The 18087-nt window shown below is 72.2% G+C and carries 15 protein-coding genes and 1 riboswitch; of the genes, 3 read left to right on the forward strand and 12 right to left on the reverse strand.

Going from position 1 to position 18087, the window contains the following annotated elements; genetic code table 11:
- Positions 1–19: 19 nt before the first annotated feature.
- Positions 20–2206 carry an ATP-binding protein gene (locus IEZ05_RS20390; protein ID WP_189231606.1) on the reverse strand — a complete coding sequence of 729 codons (2187 nt, stop codon included), beginning with the start codon at positions 2204–2206 and terminating at the stop codon, positions 20–22.
- Positions 2207–2939: 733 nt separating this feature from the next.
- Positions 2940–4133, reverse strand: a complete 1194-nt coding sequence (locus IEZ05_RS20395; protein ID WP_189231607.1) for an MBL fold metallo-hydrolase — start codon at positions 4131–4133, stop codon at positions 2940–2942.
- A 167-nt stretch (positions 4134–4300) separates the two neighbouring features.
- On the opposite strand from IEZ05_RS20395, the gene IEZ05_RS20400 reads away from it, so the two are divergent.
- Entirely contained in the window at positions 4301–4885 is a 585-nt protein-coding gene (locus IEZ05_RS20400) for a carboxymuconolactone decarboxylase family protein (RefSeq protein ID WP_189231608.1), read from the forward strand.
- A 59-nt stretch (positions 4886–4944) separates the two neighbouring features.
- Positions 4945–5565, forward strand: coding sequence for a TetR/AcrR family transcriptional regulator (locus tag IEZ05_RS20405; RefSeq protein ID WP_189231609.1), 621 nt, complete (start codon positions 4945–4947; stop codon positions 5563–5565).
- A 37-nt stretch (positions 5566–5602) separates the two neighbouring features.
- Here IEZ05_RS20405 and IEZ05_RS20410 read toward each other — a convergent pair whose 3' ends face one another.
- Together IEZ05_RS20410 and IEZ05_RS20415 are read right to left on the reverse strand one after the other, a co-directional pair.
- Positions 5603–6388: an SGNH/GDSL hydrolase family protein gene (locus IEZ05_RS20410; protein WP_189231747.1), complete on the reverse strand. Its 786-nt coding sequence runs from the start codon at positions 6386–6388 to the stop codon at positions 5603–5605.
- A 225-nt stretch (positions 6389–6613) separates the two neighbouring features.
- A complete protein-coding gene (locus IEZ05_RS20415; protein WP_189231610.1) occupies positions 6614–7552 on the reverse strand; it encodes a M23 family metallopeptidase in 939 nt (312 codons plus the stop codon).
- Between the two features lie 4 nt (positions 7553–7556).
- Positions 7557–7714, reverse strand: a riboswitch (cyclic di-AMP (ydaO/yuaA leader).
- A gap of 438 nt (positions 7715–8152) precedes the next feature.
- Here IEZ05_RS20415 and IEZ05_RS20420 point away from each other — a divergent pair.
- Positions 8153–8950, forward strand: coding sequence for a tyrosine-protein phosphatase (locus IEZ05_RS20420; RefSeq protein WP_189231611.1), 798 nt, complete (start codon positions 8153–8155; stop codon positions 8948–8950).
- 25 nt (positions 8951–8975) lie between these two features.
- Here IEZ05_RS20420 and IEZ05_RS20425 read toward each other — a convergent pair whose 3' ends face one another.
- From IEZ05_RS20425 to shc, 8 genes are all read right to left on the reverse strand, one after another.
- Complete coding sequence (locus IEZ05_RS20425) at positions 8976–9095, reverse strand: DUF6126 family protein (protein ID WP_189231612.1); 120 nt, start codon at positions 9093–9095, stop codon at positions 8976–8978.
- Positions 9092–9757: a helix-turn-helix domain-containing protein gene (locus tag IEZ05_RS20430; RefSeq protein ID WP_189231613.1), complete on the reverse strand. Its 666-nt coding sequence runs from the start codon at positions 9755–9757 to the stop codon at positions 9092–9094. Before IEZ05_RS20430 ends, IEZ05_RS20425 begins: the two co-directional genes overlap by 4 nt.
- A 76-nt stretch (positions 9758–9833) precedes the next feature.
- Entirely contained in the window at positions 9834–11219 is a 1386-nt protein-coding gene (locus IEZ05_RS20435) for an aspartate aminotransferase family protein (protein WP_189231614.1), read from the reverse strand.
- Positions 11220–13136 carry a 1-deoxy-D-xylulose-5-phosphate synthase gene (gene dxs, locus IEZ05_RS20440; RefSeq protein ID WP_189231615.1) on the reverse strand — a complete coding sequence of 639 codons (1917 nt, stop codon included), beginning with the start codon at positions 13134–13136 and terminating at the stop codon, positions 11220–11222.
- Positions 13137–13163: 27 nt separating this feature from the next.
- On the reverse strand, positions 13164–14318 hold the full coding sequence (ispG, locus tag IEZ05_RS20445) for a flavodoxin-dependent (E)-4-hydroxy-3-methylbut-2-enyl-diphosphate synthase (protein ID WP_189231616.1): 1155 nt from the start codon (positions 14316–14318) through the stop codon (positions 13164–13166).
- A gap of 4 nt (positions 14319–14322) precedes the next feature.
- Positions 14323–15345, reverse strand: coding sequence for an adenosyl-hopene transferase HpnH (gene hpnH / locus IEZ05_RS20450; RefSeq protein ID WP_189231617.1), 1023 nt, complete (start codon positions 15343–15345; stop codon positions 14323–14325).
- Positions 15346–15351: 6 nt separating this feature from the next.
- Complete coding sequence (locus tag IEZ05_RS20455) at positions 15352–15993, reverse strand: phosphorylase family protein (protein ID WP_189231618.1); 642 nt, start codon at positions 15991–15993, stop codon at positions 15352–15354.
- Positions 15993–18035 carry a squalene--hopene cyclase gene (gene shc / locus IEZ05_RS20460; protein WP_189231619.1) on the reverse strand — a complete coding sequence of 681 codons (2043 nt, stop codon included), beginning with the start codon at positions 18033–18035 and terminating at the stop codon, positions 15993–15995. The genes IEZ05_RS20455 and shc overlap by 1 nt, the downstream gene beginning before the upstream one ends.
- Positions 18036–18087: the final 52 nt, after the last annotated feature.

Below are 18087 nucleotides of genomic sequence, written 5' to 3' on the forward strand. Positions count from 1 at the left end.
GGGGTGGGCGGGGGTGCGGTCATCCGGCCGGTTCGCTCCCGTCGTGCGAGGCGGTGCGGTCGGCGCGGGGCGCGGGCAGTCGGTGCGCGTCGCTGTACGCGGTGCGGACCGGCTCCCGCTGGGACGCGTCGGAGGTGACCGGCGCGGTGGGGGGTGATTCCGTGTGCGGCGGCGCTGTGCGGGCGGGCTCCGTCCGGGCCTGTTCCAGGTGCTGTTGGGCCTCTGCCAGGCCGACGCCGCGCTGGAAGGCCGCCATCAGGCCGGGGTCGTGGCCGACGAGTTGCCCGGGGTCGGTGTCGGGGCGCGGCGCGGGACCGCCGCGCAGCTGTGGCGCGATGTGCTCGTGGGCGCGGCGGCGGGGCAGTCGGGGCTTGCCCATGGTGCCGCGCACGGCGCTGTGGCGCGGGACGGGCGGGGTGGCCGCGTGCTCGGCGAGGGCCCCCCGGTCACCGGGCCGGAGGCCGGGCACCGCGGCGGCCGGGTTGGCCCGGTCCTCCCGGGCACCCCGCACGGGCAGCGGCAAGGGTTCTTGGGCGGGGGACGCCTGAGACGAGGGAGGCGCCGGCGCCCACGGGGCGGGGGCGGCGGGAGCGGGCGCCGGGAAGTCCGGTACGGCGGAGACGGGCGCGTCGGATTCCGGTGCGTCGGAGGCGGGCGCCCCGGTGCCGGGCAGCGCGGGGGCTGACGCCACTCTGCCGGGCACGGCGGGAGCAGGCTCCGCGGGGCCGGGCAGGGCGGAGGCGGGTACCTCGGACAGCGGCTGGGCGGGAAGGGTCGCTCCTGTGCTCGGCGCGGCGGGAACGGATACCTCGGAGCCGGGCGCGGCGGGAACGGGCGTCCCAGGGCCGGGCGCGACGGAGATGGGCACCGCGGGCGCGGGCCTGGCGGACGGGGGCGGCAGGGGTGTGGCCGGCGGTCGTGGCTGCTGCGAGGGCGGGACGAGCGACGGCGTGGCCCCCGTGGCCTCCTGCGGCCGGACCCCGGCATCCGCGATGGGCGGTTCCGTGCCCAACAGGGCCTGCGGAACGACGAGTACGGCCTGGACCCCGCCGTAGATGTTGGTCTGCAGGCGGACGGTGATGCCGTGCCGCTTGGCGAGCTGCGAGACCACGTACAGCCCGATGCGGCCGTCCGCCAGCAGGCGGGCGACGTTGACCTGGTCGGGGTCGGCGAGCAGGGCGTTCATCCGGCTCTGCTCGGCGACGGGCATGCCGAGTCCGCGGTCCTCGACCTCCACGGCGAGGCCCGAGGTGACGAGGTTGGCCCGCATCAGCACCTGGGTCTGCGGGGCGGAGAACAGGGTGGCGTTCTCGACGAGTTCGGCCAGCAGATGGATGACGTCGGCGACGGCGTGACCGCGCAGGGTGCCGTCGATCGGCGGGACCAGGCGGACCCGGGAGTACTGCTCGACCTCGGCGATGGCGGAGCGCAGCACTTCGGTCATGTCCACCGGGTTGCTCCACTGCCGACGGGAGACGGCGCCCCCGAGCACGGCGAGGTTCTCGGCGTGGCGGCGGATGCGGGTGGCAAGGTGGTCGACGTGGAAGAGGCCCTTGAGGAGGTCGGGGTCCTCGATCTCGTTCTCCAGCTCGTCGAGGATGGAGATCTCGCGGTGCACCAGGGACTGGAGGCGCCGGGCGAGGTTGACGAAGACCTCCAGCTTCTGTTCGCTGCCCGCCTGGCTGGAGAGCTGGGCGGCCCGGACGACGGCGGCGACCGCACCGTCGTGGGCGCGGGAGAGGTCGGCGGCGAGCAGTTCGAAGTCGTCGGCGTCGTCCGGCGGTCCGCCGCGCGGCTTGCGCTGGGGCGGGGTCTCACCGCGGCGCAACGCCTCGACCACGGCGCGCAGATCGCCCTCCCCGCGCGCGGTGCTGCGGCGCAGCGCGCCGACACGGTCGTGCACCGATCGCGCGGCGCGGTCGGCGGCGACGGCGGCGATGACGACGGCCGCCAGTGCCACGGAGACCGCTCCGCCGAGCACGCACCACAGGACGGGGCCGGGCCGTACGCCGGTGGAGCGGACGGTGAACAGCACGGCCGCGCAGGCGCTGAGGGCGACCGCCACGGGCGGCAGCACGGCGAGACGCAGGAGTTGGGGCCGTATGTGGGTCTCGTGCAGCGCGGCGGCGGTGCGTGGGGCCGGCCGGCCGTGCCGCCCGCCCTCACGGCGGTCTGCTCGCGCGGCGGGGGCGCGGAGGTGAGACATCGGGGTCCTCGTACTGGTCCGTTGGTCCGTCGGGCGCGGGGGCCCGCACGTGGTGGCGGGCACCACGCGGGCACGCGACGCCACGCGGGCGTGCGCCAGCGCGCTGTCGGCCGGGCGGACCGGGGGATCCGGCCCTACGTCGCCCGACGGACACTGACAGTAGTCGCCCGCACATCATGTGCGGTGGGCAGTTGCCAAAGTCCCCCGGGCAACGTCCCGCTCTGGTATGAGGCGTCGTACGACAGACCGATAACAGGGTGAAGGAGTCGCTCCAGAAGCACTGAGGATCGATCTGGTTCGATCAGATTCGGTCACCATGAGTGACGGTGGCGGCGAGGTGTCCACGCGCATCCGGACAGGCGGCGCCACCGGAGTATGGACGTCCCCAGTTGATCGCCACCCCGCGGGAGACGTCCGTCAAGGACGTCCTGGACCGCTGGCGCGCGGCGGCCGCGGAGGCCGGTCCCGCTACGTGGACCTGCGGGACGCAGCGCGGAGGAGGTCGCCGAACGCCATGTGCTGCTGAGCCTCGGCACCGTGGTTACCCGGCGCGTTCAACCGGACGCCGTCTGGGCCGGGTTGGACACCTTGGGGCCCGAAGAGATCCTGGGCGAGTGGAAGGGCGCGAGTGCGACACCGGCCATCCCCTCAACGGCATCCACGGGGATCCCTCCGACTCCGACACGCCTGATGGCCCACGGAACCGGTGATGACGGGACATTCCCCACCGATGTCACCGCTCACCCGCGAGGTCGAGATCACCCCTGCTCGTGCCGGCCACCCCCTCAGTGATGCGCGGACGGGGCCAGTGCTGCGCGACCGGACCGGAAACCGCCCGCCACCACGGCTCCACCGGCAGCTTCCCCGTCGGCTCGAACGGCTCGCCCGGCCGCGGGAAGGCCACCGCTTGGCCGGCCTCCTCGGCGGCGTCCTTGGTCCACTCCCCCGGCTCCGCCCAGGCGTGCGGCGCCAGGTTGAAGGTCCCCCAGTGGATCGGCAGCATGGCGCCGCCCGGGCTGCCGCCCTGGAGGTCGAGGTGGGCGCGTACGCCCTCCTCGGGGGTCATGTGGATGTCCGGCCAGAACTCGGCGTACGCCCCGATCTGGATCATCGTGGCGTCGAACGGGCCGTGTGCGGCGCCGATGTCCCGGAAGCCGTCGAAGTAGCCGGTGTCGCCGCTGTGGTAGACGCGGTGCTCCTCACCGGCGACGACCCAGGACGCCCAGAGGGTGTGCTGGGTGTTGCGCAGCCCGCGTCCGCAGAAGTGGCGGGCCGGGGTGGCGGTCAGGGTGAGGCCGCCGACGCGCGTCGACTCGTGCCAGTCCAGCTCCCGCAGCCGGCCGGCGGACACGCCCCAGTGTTCGAGGTGGGCGCCGACACCGAGCGGCACGGCGAACAGGGTGTCCGTGCCGGCCAGTGCCGTGATCGTGGGCATGTCCAGGTGGTCGTAGTGGTCGTGGGAGATGACGACGACGTCGACCGGGCCCAGGGCAGCCAGGGGCACCGGGACCGGGTGCAGCCGCTTGGGTCCGGCGAAGGGGAACGGGGAGCAGCGCTCGCCCCACACGGGGTCGAACAGCACCCGCTGTCCGTCGATCTCGGCGAGCACGCTGGAGTGTCCCGTCCAGGTCAGCCGCAGCCCGGTGGCGGGCGGCCGGGCGAGGTCGGCGAGCGTGGTGGCGTGGACCGGGACCGTGCCGCGCGGGGCACGGCGGAGCCGCGACTCCCGGTCGAAGTAGATCTTGGCGAACTCGCGGGCCGATCCGGAGGGCCGGGTCCTGGCGGTGCCGCCGGGGTTCTGGAAGACCCCGTCGCGAAAGTGCGGCGATCTGCGGATACGCGCCATGCGCTCACCGCCCGGGTCCGCGCCGAAGGCGGCGGGCCGCGGCACGCGGAGCCCGGTGTGGGGGGAACGGGGGGCGGCCACGGTACCTCCTGGTGGAGTGGGTCAGGCTCTCATTGTCGTCCTGTCCGACGTCACCTCGAACGAGGGATGTCACATCCGGGTTCCCTCCAGCCGTCGTACCGGTGAGGGCGCCCCGCCGGAGCGCCCGGAACGGATCGGCACGGCCGACGGACAGGAAGGTGGCCCCCATGGCCCGCGTATCCCTCACCCCGCCCCGGACTCTCCTCTTCCGCGTCATGGAGCGGTACTCCCGGCGTACCTACGGCAAGGTCCTCGACCCCGGCAAGGCGCTCGCCCACAACCCGCGCGTGCTCTGGGGCGACCTGCGCTTCGAGCGGTCCGTGGCCAAGTGGAACAGGCTGGACCCCGGCCTGAAGGCGCTCGCGGTGATGGCCTCGGCGTCCTCGATCGGCTGCTCCTGGTGCATGGACTTCGGCTACTGGGAGAACGCCGGGCGCGGCATGGACCGGCGCAAGCTCCACGACGTGCCCGTGTGGCGGGAGAGCGACGCCTACACGCCGCTGGAGCGTGACGTCATGGAGTATGCCGAGGCGGTGACGGCGACCCCGCCCACCGTCGGCGACGACCTCGCCGGACGGCTGCGGACGCGGCTGGGCGAGCCGGCGTTCGTGGAGCTGACGGCCATGATCGCCGTCGAGAACCTGCGTTCCCGCATCAACGCCGCGCTCGGCCTCACCAGCCAGGGCTTCAAGGAGTCCTGCGACCTGCCCGGCGCGGGGCGCTCGGGCGCGGCCACCACCGCGGCGGACTGAGCCGGCGGGCCGGAAGCGGCCGTCGTCGCACCTGCGTGCGCCTGTATAGGGTGACGGGCGTGACGAGAGTCCGGTTGAGTGTGGCGGAGCGGCGTGAGGAGCTGCTGCGCGCGGCCATCGAGCAGATATCGGCGCGGGGCGTGGCGGCGCTGCGGATCGCCGACGTGGCCGCGGCGCTCGGTGTCAGCAGCGCTCTGGTGCTCTACCACTTCTCGACGAAGGAGCGGCTGGTCGCCGCCGCGTTCACCCACGCCGCCGAGGACGATCTGGCCCGTCTGCGCAAACTGCTGGGCCGCCGCACCTCGGCGCTGCGCCGGCTGCGCGCGGCCGTGCGGTGGTACGCCCCGACCGGCCAGGCCAAAGGCTGGCGGCTGTGGATCGAGGGCTGGGCGGCGTCGCTGCGCGAGCCCGCGCTGCGGGAGGTCACGCGGGAGCTGGACCGGCAGTGGAAGGCGGCCATCGCCGAGGTCATCGCGGACGGTGTGGCCGCCGGGGAGTTCCCGTGCCCGGACCCCGACGGCGCCGCCCTGCGGCTGACGGCACTGCTGGACGGGCTGGCCGTACAGCTGACGTCGTACACGGGCGCGGTGTCCCGCGCCCGTGCGCTGCGCTGGGTGGACGAGGCGCTCGCCCGCGAACTCGGCCTGGACCGGGCTGCCTTGACCGAGCCACGGCCCTGAAGCGCCCCCCCGGCCGGATCGCAGGGGCGTCCCCGCCTCAGGCCACCGAAGCGATGCGCAGCCTGAGGTCGTCCGCTGTCAGGGTCCCCTTGGCCGTGACGTGGTCCCCCGAGGATTCGCCGCGCAGGCGGCGGCCGATCCAGGGCACCAGGTACTCCCGCGCCCAGTGCACGTCGTCCCGCCGGACGTCGAGGGTGCCGCGCGGCGGCAGGGGCGGCCAGGGCTGGTCCGGGTCGGCAGGGACGCGCAGGCCGAGGACCTGGCCGGCGCGCAGCGCCACGCGGGTGTGCCCCTCGGCCGACAGGTGCAGGCGGTCGGCGTCCCAGGCCCGGCGGTCCTGGACGCTGCGCAGCGACCAGAGGTCGAGCACCGGGCAGCCGTAGCGGTCGGCGATGGCCCGCACGTGTCCGTTGTAGGTGGCGATCTTGCCGCGCAGGTGCCTGAGGACGGGCACTCCGCGGGTGTCGAAGCCGGTGGTCACCAGCACCGTGCCGGCCGCGGCGGTCAGCGCGGCCACCGCCCGCTCGAACCGTTCGGCCACCTCGTCGGGGTCGGTGCCGGGCCGGATGATGTCGTTGCCGCCGGCACAGAACGAGACCAGGTCCGGCGCGAGTTCGACCGCCCGGGGGACCTGCTCCGCCACGATCTGGTCGAGCAGCCTGCCGCGTACGGCGAGGTTCGTGTACGTGAAGTCGCCCTCGGGGCGCCGGTCCGCGAGCAGTACGGCGAACCGGTCGGCCCAGCCGACGAACGCCCCGTCGGGGCCGGGGTCGCCGACGCCCTCGGTGAAGCTGTCCCCCACCGCCACGTACGACCCGATCACTGCTCTGCTGTCACTCTTCGAATCGTCTGCCACATCGGCCCATGATTCACCTTGGAATGTGACCTACGCGACCGTAGGAAAGGGTTGACGGGCGGTGAGAAAAGCCACTCCTAAAGTGTTCGCCAACTCAGGAATAAGCACAGCCCGGTGACGGACGCACCGAAGGCCGGACCCGGGGATCGGGGTCCGGCCTTCGGTGGCGCGGTCACTGCGCGGGAACGGTCGTCAGATGGAGACGCCGTGCGAGCGCAGGTAGGCGACCGGGTCCACGTCGGAGCCGTAGTCCGGCGTGGTGCGGATCTCGAAGTGCAGGTGCGGTCCGGTCACGTTGCCGGTGGCGCCGGAGAGACCGATCTGCTGACCGGCGGTCACGGACTGACCGGCGGAGACGGAGATCGAGGACAGGTGGGCGTACTGGGCGTAGTAGCCGTCGGCGAGCTTGATGACGACCTGGTTGCCGTACGCGCCGCCCCAGCCGGCGGAGACGACCGTGCCCGCGCCGACGGCCTTCAGGGAGGTGCCGGTCGGGACGACGAAGTCGGTGCCGGTGTGGTAGCCGCTGGACCACATGCTGCCGGACTGGTGGTACGGGGTGCCGACGCCGGCGCCGGCCACGGGGGCGGTGTAGGCGCTGGTGGTGCCGGCGGACTGGGCGCTCGTGCCGGAGGACTTCGACGCGGAGGTCTTCGCGGTGTCCGACGACTTCTCGGCGGACTGCGCGGAGGACTTCTCGGCCTTGGCCGGCTTCTCGGCGGACTTCTCCGCCGGCGCCGAGGACTTGGCGCTGCCGGCCGCGGCCTTCTGGCCGATCGACAGCTTGAGACCCGGGTGGATGAGCGACGGGTCGGAGCCGACGGCCTCGCGGTTGTCCGAGTAGAGCTTCTTCCAGCCGCCGTCGACGTGCTGCTCGTCGGCGATCTTCGAGAGGTAGTCGCCGCTCTTCACGACGTAGGTGTGCGAGGCCGAGCCCTTGTCGGCCGACTTCTGCGCGCCGGTCGCGACGGACTGGACGGACTGTCCGGCGACGGAGTGCGCGGGAGCGGCGTTGGCGGCGGCGGCACCCATCAGCGGGAGCGCGAGCGCGGCGCCACCGGTTCCGGCGACGGCGATGGTGCGGGTGATGCGCTGGGCCTTGGTACGGCGGTGCTTACCCTTCGCGGGCATGGCGAATTCCTCTCCGGCGCCTGCGAGGTGAGCTGTCGGGTGCGGGCTGGAGATGCCCGGCCGCGCCATGACGCGGCTTTACCCCGAGCCGTTCCGGGAACCGGAACAGGCGGTGTTACCTGTGGGTCCCCCGCTCCTGCCGTGTACGGGTGGTGGATGATTGCGGGCTCCGGTCGGCGGCAGGATTAGGCGTCCGTCCGGATCGGTGGTGAACGTAAGCGACCACGATGCGAACGGACAAGCGAGTGGTTCCGCGGACAGGCGTCTCACTTGATCCTTTACGGGGACGGGCGGTCACACTCCGTCGATTCCGCGAGCGCCCTTTTCCGCAAAGGGCCTTGATAGGCACATGAATTACGTGAACATGACGGGCAACGGACGGTCACCTCTATGACGCTGCTCACGGGAGACACTCCAGCATCCTTTATTTCCTGGCGAGTTGGGATGAAGAGACCAATTCGGACAGAAGGCTCAGATGCGCCGTAGCCGGACCTGCCGACTGCCCACGGGCGACTCGTTGCCGCAGGCAAGGGATGCCGTATCGTCGGCTGGGCGCCCGCCGGCGAGCAGCGCCGGCGGGGCGGACTGGGAGGAGCCCCCGTGACGCAGCAGGTCCCGTCGACCGAACCCGAGCTGGCCGGCGTGCGCAACTTCCGGGACGTGGGCGGACTGCCGACCGTGGACGGGCGGCGCGTGCGCCAGGGTGTGCTGTTCCGCAGCGGCCACCTCGCGCACGCCACCGGGGAGGACTCCGCGTTCCTCGCCTCGCTGGGGCTGCACACGATCTTCGACTTCCGCAACGCCGCCGACCAGAAGCTCGAGGGCCCGGACGTCGAGCTGCCGGGCGTGCGCAATGTGAACCTGCCGCTGAGCGATCCGGCCGACGGCGCCGAGTTCTGGAAGATGGTCCGCGACGGCGACCTCGACCAGCTGCGCGAGATCCTCGCGGACGGCCAGGCCGCGAACCGGATGATCACCTCCTACCGCACGATCATCAAGGAGCGCACGGCGGAGCACTCCCGGGTGCTGCACGCGCTCGCCGAGGACAGCGTCCCCGCGCTGATGCACTGCGCGGCCGGCAAGGACCGCGCGGGCCTGTCGATCGCGATCACCCTGCTCGCCCTGGGCGTGCAGCGCGACGCCATCGTGGAGGACTACCTGAAGTCGAACGCGACGCACCGCCGCTACAAGGTGCGCCGCAGCAGCTCCGCCGCCTCGGCCTACTCCCCGGAGGTCATGGAGCTGCTCAGCCCCCTGTTCGACGCGCGCGCCGAGTACCTGGCGGCGGCCTTCGAGACCGTCGAGGAGACCTGGGGCGGGGTCGACGCCTACCTGGAGAAGGGGCTCGGCATCACGCCGGAGATCCGGGAGCGGCTGCGCGAGCGGATGCTGGACTGAGCCACCCGCTCACGGTGCCGGCCGGCTACTTGGCGCCCACCTCGAAGAGCAGGAAGAGGAAGCCCGCGACGACGTGCCCGAGGGCGATGTAGATGAGGAGTCGCACCCACAGGGCGCGCGGGAGCTTGTCCTGGATCGTGCTCATGGCATCTCTCCTGCGGTGTGACGGGTCGGTGTGGTGACGGGCCCCAGGCACAGCGCCGCCGTGGGGCTCTGCAGCAGGGTGTGGACGAAGAGGAGCTCGAGCCCGTCGGCGTCCTGGGCGGCGATACGGTGCGGGGTCAGGGAGTCGAAGTGGGCGCTGTCGCCCGGGCCGAGCAGGTGCACGGCGTCCCCGAGGCGCAGCCGCAGCCGGCCCCGCAGGACGTAGAGCCACTCCTCTCCGGGGTGCACGCGCACGATGTCGCCCTGTGTGCCGTACGGCACACGGACGCGCAGCGCCTGCATCCCGCGGCCGGACCCGCCGGCCTGCCAGTACGTCCAGCCGCCCGCGGCCGTCGGCTCCATGTCCCCGGCCCGCACGACGGCGTCCCGGTCCGCGGTCGTCTCGCCGAGCAGCTCCGAGACGGTCGTACCATAAATGCGGGCGAGCGAGAGCAGCATCGGCAGCGAGGGCTGGCGCTGCCCCGTCTCCAGGCGGGAGAGGTGGGCGGGCGACAGTCCGGCGGCGCGGGCCGCCGCCTCCAGGGTGAGGGCCGCGCGGCGCCGCAGGGCGCGCAGCTGCGGGGCGACCACGGAGGTCACGGCGTCCGCCGGTTCCTCCACCGGCTCCACCGGCTCCTTCGAGGAGTCGTTCGAGGAGGTCATGCCTCCATTCAGCCCGAATTTTGCCTGTGAGGCAATTTTCTTGCCTCACAGGCAAAACGGCGTCGGTCCCCGACGGCTAGCGGTTCGCCACCGCCTGCCTGACCAGCGTCTTCCCGAAGTCCCACATCAGGCCGCCGCCGTGGTGCGCGTCCTCCATCACCTCGGTGAAGGCGTCGACGAAGCGGTCCGCGTCCGACGTGTCGATGATCAGCGGCGGGATCAGCTTGATCACTTCCAGGTGGTCGCCGGACACCTGCGTCAGGATCCGGTGCCGTTGCAGCAGGGGCACCACCACCATCTGCGCGAACAGCCCCTTCCGGGCGGCCTGCAGCATCGTCCAGCGGCTGCGCAGCTTCAGCGACCTCGGCCGGCCGAACTCGATGCCGATCATCAGTCCCCGGCCCCGGACGTCGGCGAGCAGCTCGTAGCGGTCCACCAGCTCCGTCAGCCGGGACTTGAGGCGTTCGCCCACGGCGGCGGCGTTCGCCACGATCTCCTCGTTCTCCATCACCGACAGCACCGCGAGCCCGGCGGCCATGGCCTGCGCGTTGGACCCGAAGCTCGCCGAGTGGACCAGCACCCGGTCCATCGAGGAGTACACCTTCCGGAAGATCCAGTCCTTGCCGAGCGTGGCCCCGACCGGCACGTACCCGCCGGACAGCGCCTTGGCGACGCACACCAGGTCGGGTTCGACGCCGTCCTCGTGCTGATAGGCGTAGAACTTCCCGGTCCGGCCGAGGCCCGTCTGCACCTCGTCGGCGATCAGCAGGGCCTTGTGCCGGCGCAGCAGCTCCTGCGCGGCGCGCAGATAGCCGGGCGGGGCCTCGTGGACGCCCTTGCCCTGGATCGGCTCGACGATCAGCGCGGCCACATCGCCCTTGATCAGCTCGCGGGCCAGGGCGTCCAGGTCGCCGAGCGGCACGGCGGTGTCCGGCAGCAGCGGGGCGAAGCCGTCCCGGAAGCCGCTCTCGCCGTTCACCGACAGCGAGCCGGTGGTCAGCCCGTGGAAGGCGTGCGTGCAGTACAGGATCCTCCGCCTGCCGGTCGCGTACCGGGCGAACTTCAGCGCGGTCTCCACGGCCTCCGTGCCGCTGTTGCCGAAGAAGACGCGGTCCAGGTGGGGGCTGTAGGAGAGCAGCCGCTCGGCCAGCAGTCCGGGCAGCGGCGGACAGTCGAAGCGGGTCAGGTCGGCCAGCGAGGCGTCGAGGACGTCGTGCAGGGCCTTGCGGACGACGGGGTGGTGGCGGCCCAGGCCCATCACGGCGAACCCGGCGAGCATGTCCAGGTAGTCGTTGCCGTCCGTGTCCCAGAAGTGGGCGCCCTCGGCCCGCTCGTAGACCTTGTCGAAGCCGATGGTGCGCAGCATGCGCGGCAGTTGGTGGTTGAGGTGCTTCGCGTGCAGCTCGTACCGCTCGGCGCCACGCTCGGCCAGCAGCGCGCCGAGGTCGAACTCCTTGGTCATTCAGTTCTCTCCTTGCCCTGGCATGACGATCCGGCCGTCCCCGGCCGCTTCCCGCACGGCCAGGCTCGCGCTGATCCGGCCGGCGATCTCGACCGGGGTGAGGCCGATGTCGGCGAGCACCTCGGCGCGTTTGGCGTGCGCGAGGAACTGTTCCGGGATGCCGAACCGCCGTACGGGTACGTCGACTTCGGCGTCGCCCAGGGCCAGCGCCACCGCGGAGCCGACCCCGGCGGCGCGGCTGTTGTCCTCGACGACGGCCACCAGACGGTGCCGGGCGGCCAGGGGCGGCAGCGCGGGATCGACGGGCTTGACCCAGCGCGGGTCCACGACGGTGCATCCGGTGCCGCGGCCCTCCAGCAGCTCGGCGGCGGCGAGGCAGACGGGCGCCATCACGCCGACCGCCACGAGCAGCACCTCGGGCCGTTCGGCGGCGTGCAGGACGTCCATTCCGCCGACCCGGTCCACGGCCGGGAGCACCGGTCCGACGGACTCCTTCGGGAAGCGCAGCAGGGTGGGCGCGTCGTCGACGGCGACCGCCTCGCGCAACTGGGCGCGCAGCTGGTCGGCGTCGCGCGGCGCGGCGATGCGCAGGCCCGGGACGACCTGGAGGACGGACATGTCCCACATGCCGTTGTGCGAGGGCCCGTCGACGCCGGTGACGCCCGCCCGGTCCAGGACGAAGGTGACGCCGCAGCGGTGCAGGGCCACGTCCATCAGGAGCTGGTCGAAGGCCCGGTTGAGGAAGGTGGCGTAGACGGCGACGACCGGGTGCAGTCCGCCCGTCGCGAGGCCGGCGGCGGACACGGCCGCGTGCTGTTCGGCGATGCCGACGTCCCAGACCCGGTCGGGGAACCGCTCGGCGAAGGGGGCGAGGCCGACCGGGTGCAGCATGGCCGCGGTGATGGCCACGACATCGTCGCGTTCCTCGCCGATCCGCACCATCTCCTCGCCGAACACGGAGGTCCAGGACGGCCCTCCGGGAGGGCTGAGCGGCGCGCAGGTCAGCGGGTCCATCACGCCGACCGAGTGGAAGTGGTCCTCCTCGTCGCGCAGGGCGGGCTCGTAGCCGCGGCCCTTCTCGGTGAGGCAGTGCACCAGGACCGGCCCGTGGAAGCGTTTCGCGCGCCGCAGGGCCGACTCGACGGCGCCGATGTCGTGGCCGTCGACCGGGCCCACGTACTTCAGTCCGAGGTCCTCGAAGAGTCCCTGCGGGGCGAAGGCGTCCTTGAAGCCCTTCTTGGCTCCGTGGAGGGCCTCGTAGACGGCGTTGCCGACCACGGGCGTGCGCTGGAGGACGGCTTTGCCCCAGGCCAGCACCCGCTCGTAGCCGTCGGTCGTGCGCAGCGTCGCCAGGTGGTCGGCGAGGCCGCCGATGGTCGGCGCGTACGAGCGTTCGTTGTCGTTGACGACGATGATCAGCGGCCGGTCCCTGGCCGCCGCGATGTTGTTCAGCGCCTCCCAGGCCATGCCGCCCGTGAGCGCGCCGTCGCCGATGACGGCGACGACATGGCCGCGCTCCCCCTGGACCTGGCGGGCCTTGGCGAGGCCGTCGGCCCAGCCGAGCGCGGTGGAGGCGTGGCTGTTCTCGATGACGTCGTGCTCGGACTCGTCGCGCGAGGGATAGCCGGAGAGCCCGCCCTTGCCGCGCAGCTTGGAGAAGTCCTGACGACCGGTCAGGAGCTTGTGCACGTAGCTCTGGTGGCCGGTGTCCCACAGGATGCGGTCGGCCGGCGACTCGAAGACCCGGTGCAGGGCGACGGTGAGTTCCACCACGCCGAGGTTGGGTCCGAGGTGTCCGCCGGTACGGGCGACCGCGTGCACCAGGAAATCGCGTATCTCGTCGGACAGTTCGCCGAGTTCCGCCTCGGACAGCGCCTTCAGGTCGCGTGGTTGCCGGATGCTCTCCAGAAGCGTCACGCCCTGGCCCCCTTCGGTTCGTGCGGTTCAGCTCACGGTGACGGCCGGCTCCCCCGACGCGCCGTCCTTCCCCATCTGCTCGGCGATCCGCATCGCCTCGTCGATCAGCGTCTCCACGATCTTCGACTCGGGCACGGTCCTGACGACCTCGCCCTTGACGAAGATCTGCCCCTTGCCGTTGCCGGAGGCGACGCCGAGGTCGGCCTCCCGGGCCTCGCCGGGCCCGTTGACGACGCAGCCCATGACGGCGACGCGCAGCGGGACGTCCATGCCCTCCAGACCGGCCGCGACCTCGTCGGCCAGCTTGTAGACGTCCACCTGCGCGCGGCCGCAGGACGGACACGACACGATCTCCAGCCGGCGCTCCCGGAGCCCGAGGGACTGCAGGATCTGGATGCCGACCTTGATCTCCTCGACGGGCGGTGCCGACAGGGAGACGCGGATGGTGTCGCCGATGCCCTGGGAGAGCAGGGCGCCGAAGGCGACGGCCGACTTGACGGTGCCCTGGAAGGCGGGGCCGGCCTCGGTGACGCCGAGGTGCAGCGGGTAGTCGCACTGGGCGGCGAGCTGGCGGTAGGCCTCGACCATGACGACCGGGTCGTTGTGCTTCACGGAGATCTTGATGTCCCGCAAGCCGTGCTCCTCGAAGAGCGACGCCTCCCACAACGCGCTCTCGACCAGCGCCTCCGGGGTGGCCCTGCCGTACTTCTGGAGCAGGCGGCGGTCCAGGGAGCCCGCGTTCACGCCGATGCGGATCGGGGTGCCGTGGTCCTTCGCCGCCTGGGCGATCTCCTTGACCTTGTCGTCGAACTGCTTGATGTTGCCCGGGTTCACCCGGACCGCGGCGCAGCCCGCCTCGATCGCGGCGAAGACGTACTTCGGCTGGAAGTGGATGTCCGCGATCACCGGGATCTGCGACTTCTTCGCGATCACGGCGAGCGCGTCGGCGTCGTCCTGCGTCGGGCACGCCACCCGCACGATCTGGCAGCCGGAGGCCGTCAGCTCGGCGATCTGCTGGAGCGTCGCGCCGATGTCGGACGTACGGGTCGTCGTCATCGACTGCACGGACACCGGGGCCCCGCCCCCCACCGCCACCGGCCCGACCTGGATCCGCCGCGACATGCGCCGCTCGGCGATCGGCCGGACCGGTACCTCGGGAACGCCCAGGGAGATGGCGGTCACGACGTCAGTCCCGGTTCCCGGAGACCGTCTCCCGCATGGCCCGCAGAGACTCCTTGAGGGAGCCCATGGTGGCCAGGACGGCGGTGGGCTCGTAGCCGCAGTGCGCCATGCAGTTGGCGCAGCGCGGGTCCTTGCCGCGGCCGTACTTGTCCCAGTCGGTCTCCTCGATCAGCTCCCGGTACGTGGGCACGTACCCGTCGCTCATCAGGTAGCAGGGGCGCTGCCAGCCGAAGAGGGAGTAGTTCGGGATCGCCCAGGCGGTGCAGGGGAAGTCGACCTTGCCCTCGAGGAAGTCGAGGAACAGCGGGGAGTGGTTGAGCCGCCAGCGGGCCCGGTTGCCGCCCGAGAACGCCTTCTTGAACAGCTCGCGGGTCTGCTCCACGCCCAGGAAGTGCTCCTGGTCGGGCGCCTTCTCGTAGGCGTAGGCGGGCGAGATCATCATCTCGTCGACCTGGAGGTCGTCGTTGAGGAAGTTGAGCACCTCGACGATGGTCTGCGGGGTGTCGGTGTTGAAGAAGGTCGAGTTGGTGGTGACCCGGAAGCCGCGCCGCTTGGCCTCCTTGATGGCCTCCACGGCCTCGTCGAACACCCCCTCCTTCGCCACGGACTCGTCGTGCCGCTCACGCAGCCCGTCGATGTGCACCGCGAACGCGAAGTACGGCGAGGGCGTGAACTTGTCCATCTTCTTGCGCATGAGCAGGGCGTTGGTGCACAGGAAGACGTACTTCCGCTTGGCCACCAACTGGCGCACGATCTCGTCGATCTGCGGGTGCATCAGGGGCTCGCCGCCGGCGATGGACACCATCGGCGCACCGGACTCGAGCACCGCCCCCACGGCCTGCGCGACCGGCATGCGCTGCTTGAGCACCCCGGCCGGGTGCTGGATCTTGCCGCATCCCTCGCACTTCAGATTGCAGGCGAACAGCGGCTCCAGCTCGACGATGAGCGGGAACTTGTCCCGCCGCCGGAGCTTTTGTTCGGCCAAGTATGTAGCGACCTTGATGGACTGGCGCAGCGGCATGGCCATCTGGGCTCACCTCCTGGGGAGCAGCAAAGAACGGTGCCATTCGAAAAATGCGGGAAGTACGGACCGGAGGACGCGGAAAGCCGATATTCCACCGCGCACGGTGCCGATCCGGACGAGTTCGTGTTCGGGAGCGTCCACGACCACCCGGACGGCCGCAACGGGGCGCGTGCCCGTACGGACGGCGCTCAGGAGCGTGGCGGCGGACTCCATGTCGACGGCGATCGCGCCGGTCGCGAGCAGGTCGGCGCGTTCGGGACCGCGGACGACGTGGTCCGAGCCGGTCAGCGGCCCGGTGTGGACGGTGCGCCCGGGCACGGCACGCACCAGTTCCTTGACGAGCCGGTCGGTGCCGACGCACCCGACCGTGCCCCGCGGATCCCGGGTCTCCTCGGCGACGACCAGGTCGCCGGGGTGCATGCCGGGGGCGAGGCCCGCGCAGAAGCCCGTGGCCAGCACGGCGGCGTCGCCGAGCGCCGGGCCCGCCAGGACCCGGGCGACGGAGCGCTCGGCCGCCTTCGGTCCCATGCCGGTCCGCAGGACCGTGACCGGCCCGGCGGCCCCGCCTCGGTCACCGGCGCGCAGGGCGAGGTGCTCGATGCCGAGCGCGCAGGCGATCAGCAGCGGGGCCGGTCCGGGCTGGGCGTTCATCAGCTCCCCTTCGCCTCGGTCAGCGACTCGGCGAGTGCCTGGACCGTGCGGGGCGCCTTGGCGAAGGGTTCGCCGTGGACGTACCGGCCGAGCGCGGTGAGCGGGAAGACCTGCCGGTAGAGGTGGTAGTTGATGGAGAAGTCCCAGGGGAAGCCGGTGCCGGTGAAGTACGGCTCGTCCCAGGAGCCGTCCTCCCGCTGGGTGGCGGCGAGCCACTCGATGCCGCGCTCGACGGCCTTGGAGTCCCTCTCCCCCGCCGCCAGCAGGGCCATCAGGGCCCAGGCCGTCTGCGAGGCGGTCGAGGCGCCCTTGCCGCTCCACTCCCTGACGTAGCGGTAGGAGCGCAGGTCCTCGCCCCAGCCGCCGTCGTCGTTCTGGACGGACTCCAGCCAGGTCACCGCGCGGCGGATGGCCGGGTGCGAGGCGGGGATGCCCGCGGCGGTCAGGGCGGGGACGACGGATCCGGTGCCGTAGACGTAGTTGACGCCCCAGCGGCCGAACCAGGAGCCGTCCGCCTCCTGCTCGGCGAGCAGCCACTGGATGCCGCGCCGGGTGCGCGGGTCGTGGGCGAGGCCCTCGACCGCGAGCATCTCCACGACGTGCGCGGTGACGTCCGCGGACGGCGGGTCGATCACCTCGCCGAAGTCGCAGAACGGCAGCCGGTTGGGGAAGGGGCTGGTGTTGTCGACGTCGAAGGCGCCCCAGGCGCCGTTCTTGGACTGCATGCCGAGGTTCCAGCGCACTCCGCGGCCGATGGCCTTCTCCGTGCGCTCCGGGTCGTGGTGCCGGACGCGGCGCAGGGCGAGGACGACCTCGGCGGTGTCGTCGATGTCGGGGTAGTTGTCGTTGTGGAACTCGAACGCCCATCCGCCGGGCGGGAGTCCGGGCCGCTTCACCGACCAGTCGCCGGGGCGCACGATCTGCTCGCCGAGCATCCAGTCCGCGGCCTTCACCAGAGCCGGGTGGTCGGCGGGGACCCCGGCGTCGGCGAGCGCGATGGTGGCCAGGCAGGTGTCCCACACCGGGGACTGGCAGGCCTCGATCATCCGGGCCCCGTCCTCGCGCCACACGGCGAAGCGGTCCAGGGACTCCAGGCCGGCCCGCATGACGGGGTGTTCGAGGTCGTAGCCGAGGAGGTACAGGGCGATGACCGAGTACACGGCGGGGGGCTGGATGCCGCCCCAGCAGCCGTCGTTCTCCTGCCGCTCGACGATCCAGCGGGCGGCGGTGTTCATCGCCGCCCTGCGCAGCCGTTTCGGTGCCACCTTGCGGTAGGCGTGCAGGGCCTTGTCGATGCGCTGGAAGGCGCCGTCCCAGCTGGCCGCCGGGGCCAGGGGCCGGGGCGGGTTGGGGCGGGCGGGGTCGGTGTGCAGTTCGTCGAGCGGGAACGGCGCCGGGCGCACCGGGCGCTTCGCCGAGACGATGGTCAGCGGCACGATGGTCTGCCGGGCCCAGCAGCCGAAGTCGTAGATGTTCAGCGGCACCCAGGTGGGGAACCAGATCAGCTCCGGCGGGAGTTCGGGCAGGTCCTCCCACTTCCACCAGCCGAACAGGGCCAGCCAGATCCGGGTGAAGACGCGGGAGGCGGCGATGCCGCCCCGGGCCCGTACCCATTCCGCGGCCTTCGCCATGTGCGGGGCGTCGGGGGCGTCGCCTGCCAGGCGGAGGGCGACGTAGGCCTCGATGGTGGCGGACAGGTCTCCGGGGCCGCCGTAGAAGGTGGCCCAGGTGCCGTCCTCGCGCTGCTCGCCGCGGATGAAGAGGGCGGCGGCGCGGGTGGTCTCCTCGTCCTGGATGCCGAGGAACTGACGCAGGAGCAGGTCCTCGGCGTCCATCGTGACGTTGGTCTCGAGGTCGCCCTTCCACCAGCCCTCGGCGTCCTGCCGGGCGAGCAGGAAGTCGGTGGCGCGCCGAGTCGCGCGGACGGCGGCTTCGTGTACCCCGGCCGCCGCGGCGGGGCTCGTGATGTCGGCTGTTTCGCTGGCCGCGGCTGCGCGGGACGGGAGGGCCGCCCCGGTGCTTCCGTCGGTCGTCGCTGTCATGGCTTCCCCTTCGTGCAGTGTGCAGGTGGTGCTTCTGCTGTGGGTCCGCCGT

Source organism: Streptomyces flaveolus (assembly GCF_014648815.1).
In the GTDB taxonomy this organism is placed as follows: domain Bacteria; phylum Actinomycetota; class Actinomycetes; order Streptomycetales; family Streptomycetaceae; genus Streptomyces; species Streptomyces flaveolus.